The sequence below is a fragment of the Trinickia sp. LjRoot230 genome (assembly GCF_964253315.1).
Lineage (GTDB): Bacteria > Pseudomonadota > Gammaproteobacteria > Burkholderiales > Burkholderiaceae > Trinickia.
Window position 1 is genome coordinate 4084023 of record NZ_CAXUQX020000001.1, and the last position, 20983, is coordinate 4105005.

Consider the following 20983-nt stretch of genomic DNA (forward strand, 5'->3'; position numbering starts at 1 on the left):
AAGATACCTGGCGCGCAGAGCACGCCTCAAGCCACGACGGCTGGGCGTTCGCGCGACTTGGAGATCATTTCGGATGGTGAAAATTTTAGCATGCCGCTCGCGTATTCGCTGGCGCACGGACGGCGGCCGATGAATGCGCTTCCAATGAGCGGCGACGAACTGCGCGCGTGGCTCGGCTTGACTCACGCGCGTGGCCTCACGCCGGCCGCGCTGCGCACGCTGCTGGCTGCGTTCGGCATGCCGCAGGCACTGCGCGCGCAATCGTTCGAAACGCTGGCTACCGTCGCCGGCGAGGCGGCGGCGCGGGCGGTGTTGGCGCCGCCGCCGCCCACTTTTGACGACGATGTCGGTCGCGTTTGCGCCTGGCTCGGCGAGCCGGGCAACGCGCTGGTGTCGCTGGCCGATCCGGCCTACCCGCAGGGCTTGCTTGCCATGCCCGACCCGCCGCCGCTGCTATATGTAAAAGGGCATCTCGCCTTGTTGCATGCCGCAGGCGTTGCCATCGTAGGAAGCCGCAGCGCCACGCCGCAGGGCCTCGAGGACGCCGCCCGTTTCGCACGGGCGCTGTCAGCAGCGGGGCTCGCCATTGTGTCGGGACTCGCGCTCGGCATCGACGCGGCGGCTCACCGCGCCACGCTCGATGCCGACGGCGGCACGATTGCGGTCATCGGCACCGGCATCGACATCGTCTATCCGGCCAGACACCGCGAACTCGCTCACGCGCTGGCGGCGCATGGTGCACTGGTGTCCGAATGGCCGCTGGGTACGCCCGCCAGGCCGGCGCATTTTCCGCAACGCAATCGGCTCATAGCCGGCCTCGTGCGCGGGGTGCTGGTGGTGGAGGCCGCACTGCGCTCCGGTTCGCTGATCACCGCACGGATTGCCAATGAAATGGGGCGCGATGTGTTCGCCGTGCCGGGTTCTATCCATGCGCCGCTCTCGCGTGGCTGTCATCGGCTCATCAAGGAAGGCGCGAAGCTCACGGAAGCGCCGGAGGACATCCTGGAGGAGCTGGGGCTGGCGCCCTCCGCGGCGTCGCCAGCCGTCGCCCGCGAGCCCAGCAGCGCGCTTACGCCGGGCAGCCGGGCCGGCTCGGTCGCGCGAGCACTGCTTGCGGCGCTTGGCCACGCACCGGCGACGCTTGAAATGCTCGTTCGGCGCACCGATATGGCAAGCGCGGCCGTACAAGCCGCATTGCTCGAACTGGAGTTGGCCGGCCGTGTCGACGCGTTGCCCGGCGGGCGCTTCGTCCGCGCAATACGGCGCGCCCGTTAGCGCTTAGCGCGCCAATGCATCCATCGTGCTACATTCGCCTGGAACCCACATCGACAGATCGATAGACAACATCAAGGAAATAACGCATGCCCGCGCTGAATCTCGATACCGACCGGGAACGGATCGCCGAGCGCGTCAACGACACCAACACGTTACTCGTCGCGTGCCTGTGTGCGCAGTGGTGCGGCACGTGCCGCGAATACCAGGACGCATTCGACCGCCTCGCCGACGCCCATCCCGAGATTTGCTTCGCCTGGATCGACATCGAGACCCATGCGGACCGCTTTGACGATCTCGATGTTGAAAACTTTCCAACGCTTCTGATCGAAGACGCCGTAACCACACGGTTTTTCGGCACCGTGTTGCCGCACATTTCCATCGCCGAACGCCTGCTGTCTGACCTGAGCGCATTGCCGGACGCCGTGCGCGCCCCCAAATTGCGTCCGACCCTGGCGTTGGTCTGATCATTTTCGTCCCACCTCGCTCCGGCGCCGCACAACGGCTGGCGGCATGGGCAATGCTGGGACCAGAGCGCGTCACCACATATTCGCAGACCAGCGCGAAACAACGCCCGTTTTCCGACGGAAGGACGCCTTGAACGCGCCGTGTGCTATAAAGCGGTCGTTAAAGGAAACACTATACGGGTTTTGACCCCGGACACTATTAGATCCTGTCATGTCCAAAGCACTGATCATTGCTGAGAAGCCCTCTGTCGCGAACGACATCGCGCGAGCGCTTGGCGGCTTCACCAAACATGACGAGTATTACGAAAGTGACGAGTACGTTCTCTCGTCGGCCGTCGGCCATCTGCTCGAAATCGCCGCCCCTGAAGAATACGAAGTGAAACGTGGCAAATGGAGCTTCGCGCATCTGCCTGTCATTCCGCCGCATTTCGACCTCAACCCGATCGCGAAAAGCGAATCGCGGCTAAAGGTCCTGACGCGGCTGATCAAACGCAAGGACGTCGAGCGTCTCATCAACGCGTGCGACGCCGGGCGCGAAGGCGAACTCATTTTTCGTCTGATTGCGCAGCACGCGAAAGCGAAGCAGCCGGTACAGCGGCTCTGGCTGCAATCGATGACCCCGGCGGCCATTCGCGAGGGGTTCGCCCACCTGCGCAGCGACACCGAGATGCAACCACTTGCCGATGCCGCGCGCTGCCGCTCGGAGGCCGACTGGCTGGTCGGCATCAACGGCACGCGCGCGATGACCGCGTTCAACAGCAAAGGCGGCGGTTTTTTCCTGACTACGGTCGGGCGTGTCCAAACGCCGACACTCTCGATCGTCGTCGAGCGCGAGGAGAAGATTCGCAAGTTCGTGCCGCGCGATTATTGGGAAGTGCGGGCAGAGTTCGTCTGCGCCGGCGGTTTCTACGAAGGTCGGTGGTTCGATCCCAAATTCAAGCGCGACGAGTTCGACCCGGAAAAACGCGACTCCCGGCTGTGGAGCTTGCCGGCCGCCGAATCGGTGGTAGCGGCTTGTCGCGACCACCTAGGCACGGTAACTGAGGAATCGAAGCCCTCGACGCAGCTCTCGCCGCTGCTGTTCGATTTGACGAGCCTGCAGCGCGAGGCGAACGGGCGCTTCGGCTTCTCCGCCAAGAACACGCTCGGGCTCGCGCAAGCGCTCTACGAAAAACACAAGGTGCTCACCTACCCGCGAACGGACGCGCGCGCGCTGCCGGAAGACTATCTCGATACGGTGAGAAGCACGCTCGACATGCTCAAAGAGAGCAACAACTATTTGCCATTTGCCAAGCAGGTGTTGGACAAGGGCTGGGTCAAGCCGAACAAGCGCATCTTCGACAACTCGAAGATCAGCGATCACTTCGCCATCATCCCGACACTGCAGGCGCCCAAGGGGCTGTCCGAGCCTGAGCAGAAGCTCTATGACCTCGTCGTGAAGCGTTTTTTGGCGGTCTTTTTCCCGGCCGCCGAATACCGCGTGACGACTCGCATCACCGAGGTCGCCGGGCATCAATTCAAGACCGAGGGCAAGGTGCTCGTCGAGGCTGGCTGGCTGCAAGTCTACGGACGTGAGATAGGCGGCGAAGAGGCGAACCTCGTGCCCGTGCAAAAGGACGAAAAAGTCAAGACGGACAAGATCGCCGCGCATACCCTTACGACCAAACCGCCCGCCCGCTACAACGAAGCAACGCTGCTCTCCGCGATGGAAGGCGCCGGCAAGCTCGTCGAGGACGACGAGTTGCGCGAAGCGATGGCGGCCAAGGGTCTTGGCACGCCAGCCACGCGTGCCGCGATCATCGAGGGCCTGCTCGGCGAAAAATACCTGGTGCGCGAAGGCCGCGAGATGATCCCGACCGCCAAGGCGTTTCAGCTGATGACGCTGCTGCGTGGGCTCGGCGTCAAAGAGCTGACGGCGCCGGAGCTGACGGGCGAGTGGGAGCACAAGCTCGCGCAAATGGAGCGCGGCAATCTGCCGCGCGATGCGTTCATGCAGGAAATCGCACGCATGACGCAAACGATCGTCAAGCGGGCGAAGGAATACGACTCGGACACCATCCCCGGCGACTATGCGACGCTTGTCACGCCGTGCCCGAATTGCGGCGGCCAAGTCAAAGAGAACTATCGCCGTTTTGCGTGCGCGCAATGCGAGTTTTCGATTTCGAAGATTCCCGGCAGCCGCCAATTCGAAATCGACGAAGTGGAGACGCTGCTTTCCAAGAAGGAAATCGGACCGCTTTCGGGATTTCGCAGCAAGATGGGCCGACCGTTTTCGGCCATCCTCAAGCTCTCGTTCGACGAAGAGATCAAAAACTACAAACTCGAGTTCGATTTCGGCCAGGACCAGGGCGGCGAAGACGGCGAGGCGCCCGACTTTTCGGAACAGGAGCCCGTCGGCGCCTGCCCGAAATGTCGCGCGCGTGTGTTCGAGCACGGCATGAGCTATGTCTGCGAGAACTCGGTCGCCAATCCGAAGAGCTGCGATTTCCGTTCGGGCAAGGTCATCTTGCAGCAGGAAATCGCGCGCGAGCAAATGGCGAAGCTGCTCGAAAACGGCCGCACCGATTTGCTGACCGGCTTCAAGTCGTCCCGCACCGGCCGCAACTTCAAGGCGTTTCTGGTAAAGCAAAGCGACGGCAAGATCGGCTTCGAATTCGAGAAGAAAGAGCCGTCGGCTAAGACAGCCGCGAAAGCGGCAGGCAAAGCGGCGTCGAGTGCCGCGTCGACCGCGGGCACGGCTAACGGCACTGAACCCTCAGCAGCGCCGTCCAAAAAGACGGCAGCCAAGGCACCGGCGGCAAAAAAAGCGGTGCCACGGAAGGCCGTCCCACGGAAGGCCGCCCCACGGAAAGTCAACGCCTGACAGCAAAGAACGGAAGAGAGAACTGCCGGAGCAACAAAACAAAACGGGCAGGCATGCCATCAGGCTGCCTGCCCGTTTGACGTTAAGCAATCAAACCAAGCTCAGCGCGTCAAAGCGGCGAGGGTGTACTGACGCGCGGACGCGTCGAGCGGGGCACCTTTCCCAGCGCACCGTCGTGACGCGCGACCGCATGCGAGGGCCTGCCATCGGCTTCGTAGCGGGTGGACGTCACGGGTTCTTGCTGCACCGCCTGCCCAGCCGATGCAATCGGCAACGCCCTGCCATCGTTGAGCCACAGCTCGCCAAGCGTGCCATTCGGCGTTTGGCTGAAGTGTTCGACGAGGTGATCGATAAACGTTCGAACCTTAGCGGGCAGATGGCGGCGGCTCGGGTAGCCGATGTTCACCTCGACTTGCGGCAGCCGGTAATCTGCCAGCACTCGCACGAGGTTGCCCCGCGTTGCATCGCTGCCGATCAGGTAGCTCGGCAAGATAGCGACGCCCATGCCCAACAACGCGAACTGCCGGAGCATTTCGGTATTGTTCGCAATGATCACGTTCGACGGGCGCACGCGCACTTCGCCGTCCGGCCCCGTGAAGACGCGCTCGTCGCCCCAGTATTCGGAGGGCAGACTCAGACAGGCGTGATCGACGAGCTGTTCAGGGCGCGTCGGTGTGCCGTGCTTTTCCAGATACGCCGGCGTAGCGCACACGATCATGCAGCCCGTGGTGAGGCGGCGCGTGACGATGCTTGCGCTGCGCATTTTCTGCGCGATGACGATGCCGACGTCGAACCCTTCTTCAACGAGATCGACGCTGCGGTCAACGAGCGTCAGATCAGGCAGCACCTTCGGATAATGTTCGACATAGGTCTGCAGTACCGGCGCAAGATTGTGCAGACCGAATACCACCGGCGCGACGATACGTAGCGTGCCGACCGGTTCGTGATTGCGCGCGACGACCATCTGCTCGACGTCTTCGAGTTCGTCCAGGATCTGCCGGGCTCGCTCGAGATAAACTTGGCCCGATTCGGTCAGCGAAAGGCTGCGGGTAGTACGGTTGAGCAGACGCGTGCCAAGCCTTGCCTCCAGATCGGCGACGTGGCGCGTGGCGACTGCGTTGGAAATATCCATGGCGCTCGCTGCACGAGCAAAACTGCCGAGATCCGCCACTTTCACGAATACGCGCATCGACTGCAAATGATCCATTGACGACTCCTGCCGCTTGGTATTACTCAGAAAAAAATTCCCGAGCCAATTCGTAATTGTCCTACGACTTGGAAATCGACGCAGAGTTGCCTCAAATCCGCATTTTTTACGATAGATAATCGGTGCCGGATCACTAACCGAGGAAAATCGTTGAGCTTGGTGGGCAGTAGGAGCAAAAAACCGCCAGCAAGCGCAGGCGGTTTTTCTGTGTCAACGCGAAAACGCGCCGAACGGCGCTTTTCGGAAAGCGTGCATTCAGAATTCAGACGGTGGCGAATCGCTCCTCGATGCCTGCCAACGTGCGCGTCAGTGCGGCCGGCAGCCGGTGACTCAGCTTGTCGAAGAGTTCGGCGTGCAGCGCCAATTCCTCGCGCCATGCTGCAGCGTCAACCGAGATCACTTGGTCGAACTGCTCGCGCGTGAAGTCGAGTCCCGCCCAGTCCAGGTCTTCATAGTGCGGCGAGACGCCGAACGCATGCTGGGTGCCCGTCGCGCGGCCTTCGATGCGATCGACCATCCAGCGCAGCACGCGCATGTTTTCGCCGAACCCTGGCCAGACGAACTTGCCGTCGGTGCCCTTCCTGAACCAATTCACGCAGAAGATCCTGGGCAACTCCGCGCCAAGTGTGTCGATCTGCTCGCCCATTTTCAGCCAGTGATCGAAGTAATCGGCCATGTTGTAGCCGCAAAACGGCAGCATGGCGAACGGGTCGCGACGCACGACGCCTTGCTTGCCGGCAGCGGCGGCTGTTGTTTCGGAACCCATCGTCGCCGCCATGTAGACGCCCTCGACCCAGTTGCGGGCCTCGGTCACGAGTGGCACCGTACTGGAGCGGCGTCCGCCGAAAATGAATGCGTCGATCGGCACGCCTTCGGGGTTTTCCCAGTCGGGGTCGATCGACGGACATTGCGCGGCCGGCGCCGTAAAGCGTGCGTTCGGATGCGCTGCCTTGCGGCCGGTTTGCTTTGCGATCTCGGGCGTCCAGTCCTGGCCCTGCCAATCGATGAGGTGTGCGGGCGGCGTATCGGTCATGCCTTCCCACCAGACATCGCCGTCGTCCGTCAGCGCCACATTCGTAAAGATGACGTTCGCCTTGAGCGTGGCCATCGCGTTGTAATTCGTCTTTTCGCCTGTGCCCGGGGCCACGCCGAAATACCCGGCTTCCGGGTTGATCGCGTAAAGGCGGCCATCCTTGCCCGGCTTGATCCAGGCAATGTCGTCGCCGATCGTCGAAATCGACCAGTTGCTCATGCTGGCCGGCGGAATCAGCATCGCGAAATTGGTTTTGCCGCATGCCGACGGGAACGCGGCGGCCACGCGGTACTTGCGGCCTTGGTCGGACGTGACGGTCAGGATCAGCATGTGTTCGGCGAGCCAGCCTTGCGCACGGCCCATTGTCGAAGCGATACGCAGCGCGAAGCATTTCTTGCCGAGCAACGCGTTGCCGCCGTAGCCCGAGCCGAAGCTCCATACTTCGCGCGCCTCGGGAAAGTGGACGATATATTTCGTGTCGTTGCAGGGCCACGGCACGTCACGGGCTCCATCGACGAGCGGCGCCCCGACCGAATGCACGCACGGCACGAAGTTGCCGTCCGTACCCAGCACCTCGTACACTTGGCGCCCCATGCGCGTCATGATCTTCATGTTGACGACCACATAGGGGCTATCCGTCAGCTCGATGCCGATATGGGCGATCGGCGAGCCGAGCGGGCCCATCGAGAACGGCACGACGTACATCGTGCGGCCGCGCATTGCACCATCGAAAAGACCATCGAGCGTCGCGCGCATTTCTTGCGGATCGACCCAGTTGTTGGTCGGACCAGCGTCCTCGCGATGCTGCGAGCAAATGAAGGTGCGGTCCTCGACGCGCGCTACATCGGACGGCGCAGAGCAGGCCAGATACGAATTGGGCCGCTTGGCGGGATTGAGGCGCTTGAGCGTTCCGGCTTCGATCATCTGTTGGCAGAGCCGATCATATTCGTCTTGCGAGCCGTCGCACCAGACAATGCGATCAGGTTTCGTCAACGCAGCAACTTGCTCGACCCAGGCAAGCAGTTTGCGATGTCTGACAAATGTGGGCGCTTCCGAGATCGGCGCGCCGCCAAGGGCAGATGATTGATTCATGGAGCTGTCTCCGTTTTATGTTCGTTAGGGGAAAACGGTGTGCGCTCGCTGACGCGGCGGGCGAGAGGCATAAAGGCATACAAGACACGTCGGGCGCATGCACAAACGTACGCTGCGTGCGGGCATGATGGGTGGGGGTGTCAGGCGCTTCGGAGCTTGCGCGTCGCCACAGCAAGCTGTTAAAAAGAAACGATCCTGCCTAATGGAGGCTGCTATGAACATCGTGACTAGGGCTGCCGCATCGTTCGTGCCAGCCCTTAACTCTCCGATAGGTTGGAACCGATAAGGATATCACCGCGTCTATTGCGTTCTTCGTGCACTGCAAAACACACTGCCCCATATGAAAATTGCCATTCTTGACGACTACCAAGACGCAGTTCGCAAACTCGATTGCTTTCGAATGCTTGCCGATCACGAGGTCAAGGTGTTCAACAACACCGTGCGAGGCCTCGGGCAACTGGCAAGCCGTCTGGCGGAAGTCGATGCGCTAGTGTTGATTCGCGAGCGCACGCGCGTCACCTCGCAGCTGCTCGACAAGTGCCCGAATCTACGGATGATCAGCCAGACCGGCAAGGTCTCGAGTCACATCGATCTCGACGCCTGTACCGAGCGCGGCATTGCCGTACTCGAGGGCGTCGGCTCGCCGACGGCTCCGGCCGAGTTGACGTGGGCGCTCATCATGGCCGCCCAGCGACGCATTCCTCAATACGTCTCGAACTTGAAGCAGGGCGCGTGGCAGCAGTCCGGGTTGAAGACATCGGCGCTGCCGCCGAACTTCGGGCTCGGCCAGTTGTTGCACGGCCATACGCTCGGCGTATGGGGTTATGGCAAGGTCGGCCGGCTCGTTGCTGGCTATGGCAAGGCGTTCGGCATGCGCGTGTTGGTCTGGGGCCGCGAGCATTCGCTCGAGGCCGCGAAAGCCGACGGCTATGAACCCGCAGAAAGCCGCGAAGCGCTCTTCGAGCAAAGCGATGTGCTCTCGTTGCATTTGCGGCTGCACGACGATACGCGCGGCATCGTGACGCAGGCCGATCTGCTGCGCATGAAGCCGACAGCGCTATTCGTCAACACGAGCCGCGCCGAGCTGCTTGAGGAAAACGCGCTCGTCAACGCGCTCTCGCACAATCGGCCTGGCATGGTGGCTGTCGATGTCTATGAAAGCGAGCCTATCTTGCAAGGCTATGGGCTGCTGCGCATGGAGAATGTGATCTGCACGCCTCATATCGGCTACGTCGAGCGCGAAAGCTACGAGCTTTATTTCAGCGGCGCGTTCAAGAACGTACTCGCGTTCGGTGAAGGGGATATGTCGAGCGTCGTGAATCCTGAGGCATTGTCGGTCGTGCGGCGCCGCTGAGCAGCCTTTGCGGTTGCGTGCATGATGTGATCTAACGTGACGTCATGCGCGCGCGGCAATCCCGAGCAGGTCGGGCAGACGACGCACGAATGCTTCGCCGTCCGTGCGGCCCAGATCGTAGGCGGTCTGCATCAACGCAGGCTGCGTGTAGTCCCAACTCGAGATCGGCACTTTACGCGAGGGCTGCACGTAAAGGCGCTGCTGGTCACCATGCGAAACCACGAAGGTCTGCGGGCGAGGGTAGCGACGCGTGACCATGACGAGCACTCGCCCTGGCGACGCGTCGAGTGCGCCGACCGGCACGTTATCGACCATGCCGCCGTCCAGTACCGGTTTGCCGTCGCGGCGCAACACCGGTGTAAAGGGCGGCGTGCATGACGATTGGACAATGAGATCCGCGAGTTCGTCGACGTCTGCGCAGTCTTGCACGCGCACATATTCGGGCCGAAAGCCTAGCGTTTTGCCGAGCGTGGGATGCAGCGTTTTGCGCAGGTACTTTTCGATGTTGTAAGCAATGAGGCCCGCCGCGACTGACGCGTGCGCGCCTAGCCAGCGCGGCAGGTGCGAGACGCCGACGCGAATTTCGGGCGCATCGGCGAGCTTCGCGAACGGTTCGCCGAAGATGTCGACGAGTGCCTGCCGATAGATTCGATAGTGCGGAAACACGGGCGCGCCGCGCCGCCAGAGGTTGCTCCAGTAGGCGTTCTTTGCGTTGTGCCGCAGCGCTTGCTCGTAATAGCGCATGACCCAGCGCGAATCGCGTGTGTAAAGCATGCAGGCGGTTGCAGCGCCGGCTGACACACCTGCGATCACACGCGGCTTGAGCCCGATCTCGGGCTGGACGACGTCCCAGAAACCGGCCTGCCACCAACAGCGGTTACCACCGCCCGCCAAGACGACTTGATCGAACATGATGCGGGTATTCCTTTGTGTTTTTGTTGGGGAGCGTATCGGGTGACGAGAGCATAGGTCGTGGTTCGCGGTGGCGTGGTCAGCCATATTGCCGTCGTCATCGAAGCGTTCGGTTTCGCGGAAGCAGAGCGGCGATCTCCGGTTGATTCATGTGGATTCTCCGCGCAGGACGCTGGGTGGCGCCATCATACCGGGCGCGGGAAAACGGAGCGAAGAGGGGTGTTCTCGGGAAGCTGGTTACCTGAGCAGGCGAAGGCCGAATTCGTGGGAAAACGACGAAAAGGGACTAGGCAAGGCCAAAAAAGTCCTGCATAATTTGCGGTCTGTCGGGGCGTTAGCTCAGTTGGTAGAGCAGCGGACTCTTAATCCGTCGGTCGAGTGTTCGAGTCACTCACGCCCCACCAAAGAATTCAAAGGGCTTAGCAGCGATGCTAAGCCCTTTTTCTTTGCCGCCGCAGCGGCGATATTAGACGGCGTCTAATATCCGGCGCTATCCCTGCGCTCCCGTTGAGAGTTGAGACGCCCATTTACGCCGCTACCAGGCACCACGCCTCAGCGCCTCCCGACTCGCGCCACCAAGCCTGTGTTCGGAGTTTTCCCGGCACAACAAACCTCTTACGCGGCTCGCAAACTCAAAATCAAGGCGAAACAAGGTGAATCTGGGGCAGTCCGCATCCGACTACGCGATCCAGGTGTATCGTCGGGCACCCCATTGATTTGATTCACGTTGCATTTAGCTCTATTTCTATACGAACGCCATCAAGCAATTTTTGCAAGCTGGGCGAGCGAGGGTTATCCAAGTCGAGGTGCGGCGCAATAGCAGCGGCCCATGCGTGCTTTTCCGCGCCTGTCACTGCATTCTTGTTGACCTTCAAGGCATCTGCCAAAGCCTCCCAGGCGCCAACTACCGCGTCTGGCTCGATACTGCGTAACTTCTGCACCTTGGCCCTTGGGAATGCAGCAACAATTGCATTTTCGTCCGCAATGAACCAACTTTCAGTTTCCTCTATTGCCAGACGGAACAACACCCGTCGAGGACGCGTTGGCAGTTGCTCCAACATTGCTTGCAGATCGGCCAATAGCTCATCGCTGGGTGTCTCGTCCGCATCCAAGACCACCAGCACACAAGCGTCATCGCCAAGATACCGACCAAATCCACGCAGCTTAGCCGGAAGCTGTTCCAACAATGCTTGATGCTTGGGGTTCGGTTGCGCCAACAAATTCGCAGGTAGCTTTCCGCGCCCCTTGTGTGGGTGAATTCGAAAATGAGTGTTTTCTTCAAGATTGAATTTGCGGATCATAATCTCCCGGAGGGTAGGCACGTCAGAGCCACCCTCAACCAAAACCTCGAAGTAGCTCATGGGTTACCGATACCGAAGTGATTGCTGAACCACAGGCTTCCCATCGGGATCCCCTCATCGAACATGGCACGAACGCCATTTATGTCCGCCGCGCGGGTCAATCGACTGTAACCATCTTCTCCCTTGTCCAGAATCCAAACCTCTTCTGGAGATAGCGCATCGACGAAATTTGGCGCATGCGTGGTAATCAGAACCTGTGGGCCTTTTGATTTTTTGGCGAAATCCTTGAATTCAGTGGCAAGGTCGGCCAAAAGTTGGTGGTGTAGGCCGTTCTCCGGCTCTTCAATACCAATTAATGGCGCGGGGTCGGGGTCTTCCATCATCAGCAGATAGGCGAGCATCTTCAGCGTACCGTCCGACATATCTTGCTGATAGAACGGCTCGGCATATCCTTTGGAGTGGAATGCCAGTAAAAGCCTCTTGTCGGGCGCTTCAACTGCGGAAATCTCCATGATGCCTGGGATTTTCTTGGCGATGCGATTCAGCATCAATCGGAAATTTTCCGGATTTTCGCGTGCGATGTACTGTAGATACTTGGCCAAATTCTCCCCAGTGCGGTCGAGATGCGGTTCTGCTCCAGAAATTGGCTGAGTTCGCGCAAGTTGTGGAACAAAATACGACAAGTACCATCCCGACAAAAAAGCTCGAAACGAGGAAATTCGCGGGTGGTCTGCCAGGGTACCCAGCGTCGCGATGCCAAGAACCTGACGGTCACTCATCTTCACATCATCATGGCGCGTGCCTTCCTGCTCGGTTGTGGCCTCGCCAGCCCATACAGTGCCGATACCGTTTTCGATTTGCAGAAAAGAGTGAGGCCACCCCGAACTCTGACCTTTGCGCCTTTGGCGTAGACGTTCATAGACCACCTGTGCGCGGCCATGTTTATCGCAATTAATGTGCAGCGAATAACTGATTGGCCGCGCGTCCGAATTTTGTCGGTATCGAATCTCAATCTTGATTGGGTCGGTCGCACCTTGAGTGCGCAAGCGTTCGAATCCACCTCTATATGGCTTATCGCAAGCCACCTGCACGCCCTCTTGCAGACAGTCACCAACGAATCCTAATGCATCCATTAGGCTGGATTTTCCAGAACCATTTGGGCCAATTACTGCCATCAGGCGTGGCAAAGCATCTTTGTCGTTGTCGAAGGTCTTGCCCAAAGTGACATTTCGCAAGGCCCGGAAATTTTGGATTTGAATCCCTTCGAGGATGGCCATTACGCCACCTCCAAAATATGTGGCTCGTGGTCCATGTCAAGCATCCCGCGCGGCAGGTCTTCTCCTTCGGCCGACTCCTGTTCCATGTTGCCCGAGCTGAAAATGTTCAAGCCCGTTACGTCCGGCAGGCCAGGACGTTGCACCGCTTCTCGTTTATGTTGGGACTGGGCTGAGGTGTCGTTCACCGGGGGGCTCCTGGATTCCATCGCTGGTCATTCGACTAACTCGCGATGATAGCGTCTCGGCGTGGAACGGTCATTCACTCGCCGAGGCAACATGCAGCGGTAGGGCTAGGGAGGGTCAATCGTCGTTGGCCATCCAGCCAAAATCGGCCGAAACCCACGGGTTATAGCGCGCGTGGATGTCGGTGCCGTAAGGGCTGCCGCCTACATCTGTCCGACGTCAACTACAACCGCCGCCGTGCTACCTCACGGGATGATGTTACTTCGGGTTAATTGTCACAAACGAATCGTTTTGCGGCATCCGTCAGCGTAACCTGTCAGAAGTTGGAATTTAGTACGGGACGAACAACGCTGCGAAAGATCAGGACGAGGTGAGCGAGATCCCACTGCGACAGTGCGACGGCTTTCTGGATGTCAGAACGCGTAACCTTGATCATGCCAGTAGTGCCAGTCAGCGACGGCTACTTGTGTCGGTTCATCGCAGCTCGCGGGAGCGATCTGGGCCAGGGGTGCCACCACGTCGCGTTGGCCCCACCGAACCCAGACGAAGATGCCAACCCGACACAGGTCTTCATGAGCGAGTCCTGTGACCGAGACGTCTTCACCCGGGCGCAGGGGTGAAGAGGCCATTGCTTTGCGAATGCCGGCCTCGAATGGAAACGAGAGTTGTTCTTCCAGATAGCCGTGCCACGACGTCGCCTGCTCTTCCTCGGTATAGGCGTCGACGACCACCTCCATCGCGATGCGATGTTCACGTTCCGCGTTGATTTTGGTCCTGGCCATGATCTTGTACGGTGATCGGAAAAGATGGGGTTATAGGTCGACGATACGCCGAAGCAGGCCGTAGGAAACGCGCCAGTGTCCTTCGGAATCTGTCACGGCAATCGAGGCAGTTTTCGGGTTCAGCCTGACGATGGTGCCAACCCGCTCGCTCAGGTGCTTGTCGGTGAAACCAACGGTGTCGCCGACGAAGAACTCTGCGCGTCGTGCGCGCGATGACGGTGCCGGTTCGGGATGAATCGGGGCGGCTGTGCTATCGGGAACGATCGCCGCATACGGTAGCGCCCAGCGCCGCTGGCCCACACTGTCCTGAACGATCGCCTGTGCGTGTCGAAGCTCGACGACGGTGCCCTGCGACGGAGATCCTAGCGGATTGTCACCGATATAACTGACGGCCATTCCGAGGTGCAGACGCTGACGTACTTCCAGAATGCGCCGAGGGTCATCGAGCATTTTTCCGATAGCGAGATAAAGGCGATACAGCTCAGCGCTGGGCGCCTGCCGAAGCGAGTCGAGAATGTCCATGAACGTGAAGGCGTTTAACGGGCGAGCGGCAACAGTTCGTGCGCGCGATTGACAGGATACGACAGCAGCGACTCGATCGCATACAGACTGGCAATCCACTGCAGAGCCTGCGCCGCAAGTCCCGGTTTGCTCCGCGCCTTCGCGATTTCGAAGAAGCGTCGCCGGCAATGTGCCCAGCATCCGACCTCGACGATGTTTCCGGTTTCGTAAAGCGCGCCATGTCCACTGTCCGCGTCCGCCTGCAGATAGCCTTTGTATTTTTGCAGGTACCGCAGCAGATGCGAGCCCGAGCGCAATTCGGCGAACTCGAACACGACCGCCGGCGCGGTGGTCAACCCAGACGCCGTTCGTTACGATGGCAACACCTTCGCACCGCGATTACGTGCGTTCAAGATGAGATGCGCTGACGGATACGTTGTAGTAGATCACGCGAGCACCGCCCCGCTTCCCCGTGCCCGCGCGCGACCAACGCACTTTGCGAAGCCCGCCAGTGCCAGGGATCATGTCGCCTAATGAACAACCAACGATGTCCAGCCAACGCCTACCCCAACGGCGCCTTATGCAAATACAAAACGTCCTTGGCAACCGGTATCAAATTCTGGCCGCTATCGACGACGAAATCAGTGCCGTTATACGCAGGCGAAGCGAGAAGCAGAACAGCGTCGGCGATATCCTGCGGCCCCGCCACTCTGCCCAGCAGGTTCCCGGCCTTGCTTGCATATTCGAAGTCGGCTTGCGTCTGATCGTCACTTGGCAGCATCAAACCGGGAAATATCGCATTCACTCTTAGCACCGGGTCGGCCGAGATAGCCAACATCTCAGTAAGATTGCCAATAGCCGTCTTACCCACCGTATAGCTGAAATGATCGCGATGAAAATTCTGCTTCACCTTTTGATCGACGATATTGATCACCGCGCCCGTCGACGACGCCTCTTTCGCCAGCCTATAAAATGCGCGAGTGAGAATAATCGGGGCACGGCAGTTCACGGCCCAAGCTTCGTCGAGTTGCTCGATCGTGAAGTCCGGGAAATGCTCCTGCCAAAAAACGGCGGCGTTGTTCACCAATAGATCCAGTCCGCCGTACTCTGCAAAAACTTTTCCGACGAGCCCTTCCGCCTCATCAGCATTAGATAGATTCGCAGCAACAACAAACGCTCTACCGCCGCGCGCTTCGATGCCGCGAGCGACTTCGCTGGCGTCGCCGATGGATCGATGGGCGTGAACCGCAACCGCGTAGCCCTGCGCGCCAAGATGCTCGGCGATAACTCTTCCAGTACGCTTCGCGGCGCCAGTGACAAGCGCAACCTTCTGGCTCATGGCAAATATCGGTGGTATCAAGGCTCGAATAGATTGCGAATTTTATCAGTGGTACGGGAAAGTCACCTCACCTCCGTCACCGCGCTCCAATCGACAGCAACTCAAGACCAGAACGGCGCGGTGACAGAACCTCTCGCGCTCGACGCGCGTCAATGCAGTTGATGCTTCAACTCGGACAACTCCGAATGGACCGAATCAACACACTGTTTCATCTTCGCATCGATTCCACTCGCACTCTTGCACGCACGTTCAGCCTTGTCGCCGAGCGCTTCCATTTTGTCCACGCATTGGCGCATGCGATCGCGATCTTGCGAGCTCATGATCGATTGAGCCGATTGACACTGCTTGTTCAACTCGTCAACGCAATCCGCCAATTCTTGCGGAACGGAGCTTTGCGATTGGCAAGTGCGCGCAGCCTCGCCAATGGTTTGCTGTATATGACTGAAGCGCTTCTGGATCTCGCTGGTTTGCAGCATGATTTGACTCCTTCTGACGTTAGTTCCAGATGAGCCCGGACAGTCCTTGTGGATACCGTCCGTCGTCATTCGCCGGCTTGGCGCGTCGGGTCGGCCACGGCGCCCGATTCGTCGAAGCCGTCAACGCGGCCGATGAATGGCATTTCTAAGTCTAGGCGATGCATGCAAGCGATATCGGCTCATATGGATGGTCGGACCCCCGATCCACGCAGACACGCGCCCGAGGACCGCCAAAACGTTTTCAGACGATAATCTGTAACCGAATTGGCACCAGCGCCGAACTACTTGGATGAACCGAGGTACAACGAATATGGAAACCGACCGTCTGGTCTCGCTGCTCGCGACCGGCGTAACCCCCACCGCTCCGCACGTCCTCGCCCGCCGTTTTAGCTGGGCGCTCGCCGCAGGCGCGCTCGGCGCGACGCTGCTCGTCGTGCTCTTCTACGGCGTGCGCCCGGATATCGGCACCATGTTCGCGACCCCGCTTTTCTGGGCGAAGGTGGCGCTTCCCCTCACGCTGGCTGCCGGCGCCGTTGCCGTCACGGCGCGTTTGTCGCGCCCCGGCGTTACCGTCGGGCTTGCATGGTCGGGCATCGGCGCACCGGCCGCCATCGTCTGGCTCGCGGCCATCGCGATCTTGTTCGCCGCACCAGCCGGAACGCGCCTCCCGCTGATCATGGGGCAAACGTGGCGCTCATGCCCATTTAACATCGCGTTCCTGTCGATTCCCGGGTTCGTCGCCGCATTCGTCGCGCTCCGAGGGCTGGCACCAACCCGTCTACGGCTGGCAGGCGCCGCAGCCGGGCTGATGGCCGGCGCGACAGCAACGATCGCCTACTGCCTTCACTGCCCCGAAATGGGTGTGCCGTTCTGGGGCGTCTGGTATATGCTCGGCATGCTCTTGCCTACCGCGGCAGGCGCGCTCGCAGGCCCACACTGGTTGCGCTGGTGAGGCGTGCCCGCGCCGTTTTTCATCAACCTCCGCAGGCATCTCGTTTTCAACTATAAAACCCCGCTTCGCTGCGCGCGCCATTCATTTCATGTCATGCATTCCCCGGCGTCACAATAGACAGCCTCCGGCATTGCGCTATGCTTGAGCGCTGCGTTTCGAATTCCTTCTTCAATGCGCCGCGCCGTGACCATGAAGGACACATCGTGCACTCGGTAGAAGACCGCCTGCGGGAATTGCTGATCGGCGCATTGGCCGGCGATGCCGCGGCATACAAAACATTTCTGAGCGAGTTGACCCGGCATGTTCGCGGCTTCTTGCGCAGACGCATTCCGCAACGCCCCGAAGACGTCGAAGATCTCGTGCAGGAAATTCTGCTCGCCGTTCACAACGGACGCCACACCTATCGGCCCGACGAGCCGCTGACTGCGTGGGTGCATGCCATTGCACGCTACAAGCTGATGGACTTCTTCCGCGCACACGCACGGCGCGAGTCGCTCAACGAACCTATCGACGACTATATCGATATCTTCGCGGTCTCCGATGACGAACCCGCTGCGGCGCGCCACGACGTCGGCAAGCTACTCGAGCAATTGCCCGACAAACAGCGGCTGCCGATCGTCCATGTGAAGCTCGAAGGGCTTTCGGTGGCGCAAACCGCGCGGCTCACAGGCCTGTCCGAATCCGCGGTGAAGGTCGGCGTGCATCGCGGTCTCAAAGCGCTCGCGGCGAAAATTCGCGCAGCGTCAGCCTTCTGATTCGCATGGCCCCACGCTGAGCGCTTGCACAATATCGCCGCGCGCGTCCTGTACGAAGGCGACGATGCGCAGATGTGTGCGCTGCCATTGCGGCGAGAGCCGAACACGCCTTCGTATGTCGATACCCGCAGCTCGAGCTTGAGTTTGAGTTTGATCGAGAGCGATCGGCCCGATCAGCACACGCGCAACGTTGTCGTGCGACAGCGTGGCGCCCTGGTTTTCGCCACGCACGACATGCGATACCAGCGCGCTTTCGGTCAACGCCAAATAGAGCGCCCCGTCGATTCGAGCGCTGCCATGTGGTGCGATATGAACATCGAGCGCGAGCGTGTCGCTCGATTTTTCGGCCGCCGCATGCAACGTGATGACGATCGGAGCGGAGCGCGCATTCGCGCGATGAATGGCTGCGGGCAACGCATCTTGCCACGCACGCAACTCGACACCGTTTAGAAAGAACTGCGGCGTATAAACGAGCCGGCCACGATGCGCGGCGACGAGGGCGGCCTGCCGCTCGTCGAACAGGCGTTGCGCCGCCACATCTTTCCATCCCAGCGCGTCCCAGTAGGTGACGTGCAGCCCTATCGGAATCACGAGACCCATCCCGGGTTTCACGTTCAATTCACTCAAGTACCGGTCGGCCGGCGGACAACTCGAGCAGCCTTCGCTTGTGTAAAGCTCGACGAGTGCAGCCGTGAGCGCACCGCTCGTGGCAGAACAAGCGTGACCCGCATACGCAAACCCATACACAAAGACGCTGGCGGCATATGTCGCCAATGCGATAACGGCTTTGAGCGTTTTCATACCGACATTTCCGATGATGGCGCACGTATGGCGAGCGGTACCGCCAGTTAATTCGCGTCCGGCATACGTGCGGTTACAGCGGGCTGCCGTTTTTTTATCGTTGCGTGCGCATCGGTCAGGTGCGATGGAGTTCGATAGGAGAACTAACTAAGTGAGTCTAATTAAGCGAGTGATGCGCCAGCATTAGTTCGTCGACGGACGTCCGGTCTTGACCGTTTCGACATGCGCCACCGCTGCGGCCAGCCGCTTGGCCGGTAGCGCATCGAGCAATAGCAGCCCGGCACGCAGCAATTCGCTCTTCTTCACCGCGATGCCGGCATCAAGGCATTTTTGCTTGAGCTTGGCGATCGTCTCGTACTCCCTTTTCGGCATCGTAAAGCTGTCGCGCACCACCTTTTCTTTCTTCTGACGTTTCGCTTTGTCGCTCACCGATGCCGTTGGTGTCGCCGGAGCGGCTGTCGCAGCCGTTGTCGCTGACTTGACGGGTGCTGCCTTGCGCGTTGCTTTTGCGCTCGCTGTTTCGACCGCCGCGGCCACACCGGCGCCTATCGGCATGCTGGCCTGTCCGTTCACATGCTTGGCAACGCGCGCCGACTTTTTGACTGCCGTTTTTCCGCTGGGGGCATTGCCCATGAGCATCTCCTATCAGTTAAACGATACAAACAGTATATACCGTTTACGATCGAACGAATGCAGTCTTGCGTCGTCGCGGACAACGGCGTCTAATGTGCGTTCCCCCGCCGGTTCATTTGCGACAGAAGGAGCAAGTCATGCGCCAGCCGAACGTCGACGACATCGTCAAATCGATCGCCGCGGATACCCGCACGCCGCAGGAAATCGTCCAACGAATGTATGCGCAGACGTGGGCCGAGTACAGCGCTGACGCACGGATCATGGATTACATGAGCGTGCTCGTCGCCAAGCGGGTGCGGGAAACGCTGCGCGATACGTCGGGCAGGCGCCGCTAAGAGGCTGCGACCGACGCACCAAACGCGTGCTGATTGGTTGTGGCGATTATTGTCAATTCGAGCCTTCCGGCAGCGTAAGCGCTCATTGCCCCTCTTGCGCATCGTGGCCGCGCATCGACTGCGCGCTACCATCCGGCTAAATCACCGCCGCGGCCGCCGTGCACGCAGCCGAGCAAACGGACGCGACCGTGCGCAGATGATTCCACCTCAGCCATTCGCGCAGATAGATCGGCCAATACGCGCTCGCCTCGTCGGATTCGCTTGCCATGCGCGCGAGCCGCTCGTTGCGCGGAACGTTGAATAGCATCGTTACGCCGAACGATCCGACCAGATAGGATGCGGAGCCGATCATCAATAAATCTGCGCGCGGTGCACTCCAAAGCACCAGCCCGGCAATGGCGCATCCCAAAGAAAACAGCGCGGCGCCAATGAAGACGCCGAGAAATAACGGATTGAGCACGACGACGTTGATCTGTTGCATCGCGGCGATGCCCTCCTGCCTCGGCAGTCGTGCGAGCGCCTTCATGACGAAGGTCGAAAACGCAAAGAACACGCCGCCGACGAGCGCCTGCCCGAGGCAAAGCAGCAGCAATATCGCGGTGCTCACGGACTGAGCCAAGCGCTCACTTCGCGCGAGAAAGCGCAAGCCACAGGCCGCCGCCGATCAGCGTGACGCCGCTCGCGCGCGTCATCAACCGCACGCGACGGCGCGAAAGGGCAATGCCAGCGCGTTGAATGCCAGCCACATTGAGCAGACCCGCGCGGCGGCCGTGTCGCAGACCGTTTGCCAGCACCACTGTCACAGCCGGCCCTGGAACAATCATCACCACGATGCAAGCTAGCAAGAACGCGCAATAGACCGAGAACGACATCATTCACCTCCATGGGTTCGTTGACATCTGCATTTAGCGCAGGCTTGGCAGTGTGCATCAAAGTCTGATATCAGCACCGCCGAGTAGGCAAGCAGACTATCCCTGGCCCTCAGCTTCGGTGTCGGCCGGCTCTACCGGGTCTGCCTCTTTCGGCGGCACCGCGTCATATCGCAGTTTGACTCGTACTTGCGGCCCGGGGCCACCGTCCTGAGACGGCAGTTCCACCATGCCTGCTACTGTGACACTTTCCACATCAGAGCCGTCGCCCGTCGCGAGGCGGCCCATCCGATTTGCGAGTTCTCCACCCAATGCGGCGAGGGCGTCGAGTGTAAATCCGCGACTCTGCGGTCGCGCTTCGCCCTCAGCGGGTGCGCCAGTGGCTGATGACTGATCCGCGTCTCCCTGCACGGCCGAGGACCAATCAGCATGATTGGAGCCCCCAGCGCCACTTACATTGGTCATGTCTTCCTCTCGTACGGTTAGATTGCGATGCCGCGGAATTTACGCGTGGTCCCGGCCCGACTAGCCCCTTCGCGCGAAAGGCAATATAAGTTTGCGAACGCATGACGCAATGCA

The 20983-nt window shown here is 60.1% G+C and carries 22 protein-coding genes, 1 tRNA gene and 2 pseudogenes; 8 read left to right on the forward strand and 17 right to left on the reverse strand.

Annotated elements, in window-relative coordinates; translation table 11 throughout:
* Window positions 1-129 precede the first annotated feature (129 nt).
* The 3 genes from dprA (at window position 130) to ACSQ20_RS18685 (ending at window position 4602) form a co-directional block, all read left to right on the forward strand.
* A complete protein-coding gene (dprA, locus tag ACSQ20_RS18675) occupies window positions 130-1275 on the forward strand; it encodes a DNA-processing protein DprA (protein ID WP_436022568.1) in 1146 nt (381 codons plus the stop codon).
* A gap of 86 nt (window positions 1276-1361) precedes the next feature.
* The gene (locus ACSQ20_RS18680) at window positions 1362-1739 is read left to right on the forward strand and encodes a thioredoxin family protein (protein ID WP_436022570.1); all 378 of its coding nucleotides are present in this window, start codon (window positions 1362-1364) and stop codon (window positions 1737-1739) included.
* Between the two features lie 211 nt (window positions 1740-1950).
* Window positions 1951-4602, forward strand: coding sequence for a DNA topoisomerase III (locus ACSQ20_RS18685; RefSeq protein WP_436022572.1), 2652 nt, complete (start codon window positions 1951-1953; stop codon window positions 4600-4602).
* 288 nt (window positions 4603-4890) lie between these two features.
* On the opposite strand, the pseudogene ACSQ20_RS18690 reads toward ACSQ20_RS18685, so the two are convergent.
* Window positions 4891-5809: pseudogene (locus ACSQ20_RS18690) on the reverse strand (LysR family transcriptional regulator); the annotation flags it as partial.
* A gap of 262 nt (window positions 5810-6071) precedes the next feature.
* Window positions 6072-7934, reverse strand: a complete 1863-nt coding sequence (locus ACSQ20_RS18695) for a phosphoenolpyruvate carboxykinase (GTP) (protein WP_436022574.1) — start codon at window positions 7932-7934, stop codon at window positions 6072-6074.
* A 340-nt stretch (window positions 7935-8274) separates the two neighbouring features.
* Between ACSQ20_RS18695 and ACSQ20_RS18700 the strand changes: the two genes are divergently transcribed.
* Window positions 8275-9288, forward strand: coding sequence for a D-2-hydroxyacid dehydrogenase family protein (locus ACSQ20_RS18700; protein WP_436022576.1), 1014 nt, complete (start codon window positions 8275-8277; stop codon window positions 9286-9288).
* A gap of 42 nt (window positions 9289-9330) precedes the next feature.
* Here ACSQ20_RS18700 and ACSQ20_RS18705 read toward each other — a convergent pair whose 3' ends face one another.
* Entirely contained in the window at window positions 9331-10200 is an 870-nt protein-coding gene (locus tag ACSQ20_RS18705) for a patatin-like phospholipase family protein (protein ID WP_436022578.1), read from the reverse strand.
* A gap of 328 nt (window positions 10201-10528) precedes the next feature.
* On the opposite strand from ACSQ20_RS18705, the gene ACSQ20_RS18710 reads away from it, so the two are divergent.
* A tRNA-Lys gene (locus tag ACSQ20_RS18710) sits at window positions 10529-10604 on the forward strand.
* Between the two features lie 318 nt (window positions 10605-10922).
* Here ACSQ20_RS18710 and ACSQ20_RS18715 read toward each other — a convergent pair.
* From ACSQ20_RS18715 to ACSQ20_RS18755, 9 genes and pseudogenes are all read right to left on the reverse strand, one after another.
* Window positions 10923-11561 carry a DUF4276 family protein gene (locus ACSQ20_RS18715; RefSeq protein ID WP_436022580.1) on the reverse strand — a complete coding sequence of 213 codons (639 nt, stop codon included), beginning with the start codon at window positions 11559-11561 and terminating at the stop codon, window positions 10923-10925.
* Window positions 11558-12778, reverse strand: a complete 1221-nt coding sequence (locus tag ACSQ20_RS18720; RefSeq protein WP_436022582.1) for an AAA family ATPase — start codon at window positions 12776-12778, stop codon at window positions 11558-11560. The genes ACSQ20_RS18715 and ACSQ20_RS18720 overlap by 4 nt, the downstream gene beginning before the upstream one ends.
* Window positions 12778-12963, reverse strand: coding sequence for a hypothetical protein (locus ACSQ20_RS18725; protein WP_436022584.1), 186 nt, complete (start codon window positions 12961-12963; stop codon window positions 12778-12780). The genes ACSQ20_RS18720 and ACSQ20_RS18725 overlap by 1 nt, the downstream gene beginning before the upstream one ends.
* Window positions 12964-13374: 411 nt before the next feature.
* Window positions 13375-13743: a calcium-binding protein gene (locus ACSQ20_RS18730; protein WP_436022586.1), complete on the reverse strand. Its 369-nt coding sequence runs from the start codon at window positions 13741-13743 to the stop codon at window positions 13375-13377.
* 30 nt (window positions 13744-13773) lie between these two features.
* Window positions 13774-14265 carry a hypothetical protein gene (locus tag ACSQ20_RS18735; RefSeq protein ID WP_436022588.1) on the reverse strand — a complete coding sequence of 164 codons (492 nt, stop codon included), beginning with the start codon at window positions 14263-14265 and terminating at the stop codon, window positions 13774-13776.
* 14 nt (window positions 14266-14279) lie between these two features.
* Window positions 14280-14600, reverse strand: a complete 321-nt coding sequence (locus tag ACSQ20_RS18740) for an IS66 family transposase (protein ID WP_436022590.1) — start codon at window positions 14598-14600, stop codon at window positions 14280-14282.
* A 76-nt stretch (window positions 14601-14676) separates the two neighbouring features.
* Window positions 14677-14775: pseudogene (locus ACSQ20_RS18745) on the reverse strand (transcriptional regulator); the annotation flags it as partial.
* A 31-nt stretch (window positions 14776-14806) separates the two neighbouring features.
* Entirely contained in the window at window positions 14807-15583 is a 777-nt protein-coding gene (locus ACSQ20_RS18750; protein ID WP_436022592.1) for an SDR family oxidoreductase, read from the reverse strand.
* Between the two features lie 149 nt (window positions 15584-15732).
* Window positions 15733-16059: a hypothetical protein gene (locus tag ACSQ20_RS18755; protein WP_436022594.1), complete on the reverse strand. Its 327-nt coding sequence runs from the start codon at window positions 16057-16059 to the stop codon at window positions 15733-15735.
* 310 nt (window positions 16060-16369) lie between these two features.
* Between ACSQ20_RS18755 and ACSQ20_RS18760 the strand changes: the two genes are divergently transcribed.
* Both ACSQ20_RS18760 and ACSQ20_RS18765 read left to right on the forward strand, forming a co-directional pair.
* Window positions 16370-17011, forward strand: a complete 642-nt coding sequence (locus tag ACSQ20_RS18760; RefSeq protein WP_436022596.1) for a DUF1109 domain-containing protein — start codon at window positions 16370-16372, stop codon at window positions 17009-17011.
* Window positions 17012-17148: 137 nt separating this feature from the next.
* Complete coding sequence (locus tag ACSQ20_RS18765; protein WP_436022598.1) at window positions 17149-17766, forward strand: sigma-70 family RNA polymerase sigma factor; 618 nt, start codon at window positions 17149-17151, stop codon at window positions 17764-17766.
* On the opposite strand, the gene ACSQ20_RS18770 is transcribed toward ACSQ20_RS18765, so the two are convergent.
* Entirely contained in the window at window positions 17755-18567 is an 813-nt protein-coding gene (locus tag ACSQ20_RS18770) for a DUF1223 domain-containing protein (protein ID WP_436022600.1), read from the reverse strand. The genes ACSQ20_RS18765 and ACSQ20_RS18770 overlap by 12 nt on opposite strands.
* Before the next feature lie 183 nt (window positions 18568-18750).
* Window positions 18751-19200 (reverse strand): hypothetical protein, encoded by a 450-nt coding sequence (locus ACSQ20_RS18775; protein ID WP_436022602.1) that lies wholly within the window; start codon window positions 19198-19200, stop codon window positions 18751-18753.
* A 137-nt stretch (window positions 19201-19337) separates the two neighbouring features.
* Here ACSQ20_RS18775 and ACSQ20_RS18780 point away from each other — a divergent pair, with 137 nt between their 5' ends.
* Window positions 19338-19535: a DUF3562 domain-containing protein gene (locus ACSQ20_RS18780; RefSeq protein WP_436022604.1), complete on the forward strand. Its 198-nt coding sequence runs from the start codon at window positions 19338-19340 to the stop codon at window positions 19533-19535.
* Window positions 19536-19671: 136 nt separating this feature from the next.
* Here the strand turns inward: ACSQ20_RS18780 and ACSQ20_RS18785 are convergent, their stop codons facing one another.
* The 3 genes from ACSQ20_RS18785 to ACSQ20_RS18795 all read right to left on the reverse strand — a co-directional run bounded on the left by ACSQ20_RS18785 (window position 19672) and on the right by ACSQ20_RS18795 (window position 20869).
* Entirely contained in the window at window positions 19672-20142 is a 471-nt protein-coding gene (locus ACSQ20_RS18785; RefSeq protein ID WP_436022606.1) for a DUF1772 domain-containing protein, read from the reverse strand.
* A 16-nt stretch (window positions 20143-20158) separates the two neighbouring features.
* On the reverse strand, window positions 20159-20410 hold the full coding sequence (locus tag ACSQ20_RS18790) for a hypothetical protein (RefSeq protein WP_436022608.1): 252 nt from the start codon (window positions 20408-20410) through the stop codon (window positions 20159-20161).
* A gap of 93 nt (window positions 20411-20503) precedes the next feature.
* The gene (locus tag ACSQ20_RS18795) at window positions 20504-20869 is read right to left on the reverse strand and encodes a hypothetical protein (protein ID WP_436022610.1); all 366 of its coding nucleotides are present in this window, start codon (window positions 20867-20869) and stop codon (window positions 20504-20506) included.
* Between the last annotated feature and the right edge of the window lie 114 nt (window positions 20870-20983).

Bases quoted from the DNA above. Each gene is read 5' to 3' on its own strand.
- ACSQ20_RS18735 (WP_436022588.1), bottom strand. From the start codon at position 14,265: ATGGACATTCTCGACTCGCTTCGGCAGGCGCCCAGCGCTGAGCTGTAT.
- ACSQ20_RS18755 (WP_436022594.1), bottom strand. From the start codon at position 16,059: ATGCTGCAAACCAGCGAGATCCAGAAGCGCTTCAGTCATATACAGCAA.
- ACSQ20_RS18730 (WP_436022586.1), bottom strand. From the start codon at position 13,743: ATGGCCAGGACCAAAATCAACGCGGAACGTGAACATCGCATCGCGATG.
- ACSQ20_RS18700 (WP_436022576.1), top strand. From the start codon at position 8,275: ATGAAAATTGCCATTCTTGACGACTACCAAGACGCAGTTCGCAAACTC.
- ACSQ20_RS18750 (WP_436022592.1), bottom strand. From the start codon at position 15,583: ATGAGCCAGAAGGTTGCGCTTGTCACTGGCGCCGCGAAGCGTACTGGA.
- ACSQ20_RS18685 (WP_436022572.1), top strand. From the start codon at position 1,951: ATGTCCAAAGCACTGATCATTGCTGAGAAGCCCTCTGTCGCGAACGAC.
- ACSQ20_RS18760 (WP_436022596.1), top strand. From the start codon at position 16,370: ATGGAAACCGACCGTCTGGTCTCGCTGCTCGCGACCGGCGTAACCCCC.
- ACSQ20_RS18720 (WP_436022582.1), bottom strand. From the start codon at position 12,778: ATGGCCATCCTCGAAGGGATTCAAATCCAAAATTTCCGGGCCTTGCGA.
- ACSQ20_RS18695 (WP_436022574.1), bottom strand. From the start codon at position 7,934: ATGAATCAATCATCTGCCCTTGGCGGCGCGCCGATCTCGGAAGCGCCC.
- ACSQ20_RS18705 (WP_436022578.1), bottom strand. From the start codon at position 10,200: ATGTTCGATCAAGTCGTCTTGGCGGGCGGTGGTAACCGCTGTTGGTGG.
- ACSQ20_RS18795 (WP_436022610.1), bottom strand. From the start codon at position 20,869: ATGACCAATGTAAGTGGCGCTGGGGGCTCCAATCATGCTGATTGGTCC.
- ACSQ20_RS18770 (WP_436022600.1), bottom strand. From the start codon at position 18,567: ATGAAAACGCTCAAAGCCGTTATCGCATTGGCGACATATGCCGCCAGC.
- dprA (WP_436022568.1), top strand. From the start codon at position 130: ATGAATGCGCTTCCAATGAGCGGCGACGAACTGCGCGCGTGGCTCGGC.
- ACSQ20_RS18715 (WP_436022580.1), bottom strand. From the start codon at position 11,561: ATGAGCTACTTCGAGGTTTTGGTTGAGGGTGGCTCTGACGTGCCTACC.
- ACSQ20_RS18780 (WP_436022604.1), top strand. From the start codon at position 19,338: ATGCGCCAGCCGAACGTCGACGACATCGTCAAATCGATCGCCGCGGAT.
- ACSQ20_RS18775 (WP_436022602.1), bottom strand. From the start codon at position 19,200: ATGGGCAATGCCCCCAGCGGAAAAACGGCAGTCAAAAAGTCGGCGCGC.
- ACSQ20_RS18765 (WP_436022598.1), top strand. From the start codon at position 17,149: ATGCTTGAGCGCTGCGTTTCGAATTCCTTCTTCAATGCGCCGCGCCGT.
- ACSQ20_RS18790 (WP_436022608.1), bottom strand. From the start codon at position 20,410: ATGATGTCGTTCTCGGTCTATTGCGCGTTCTTGCTAGCTTGCATCGTG.
- ACSQ20_RS18680 (WP_436022570.1), top strand. From the start codon at position 1,362: ATGCCCGCGCTGAATCTCGATACCGACCGGGAACGGATCGCCGAGCGC.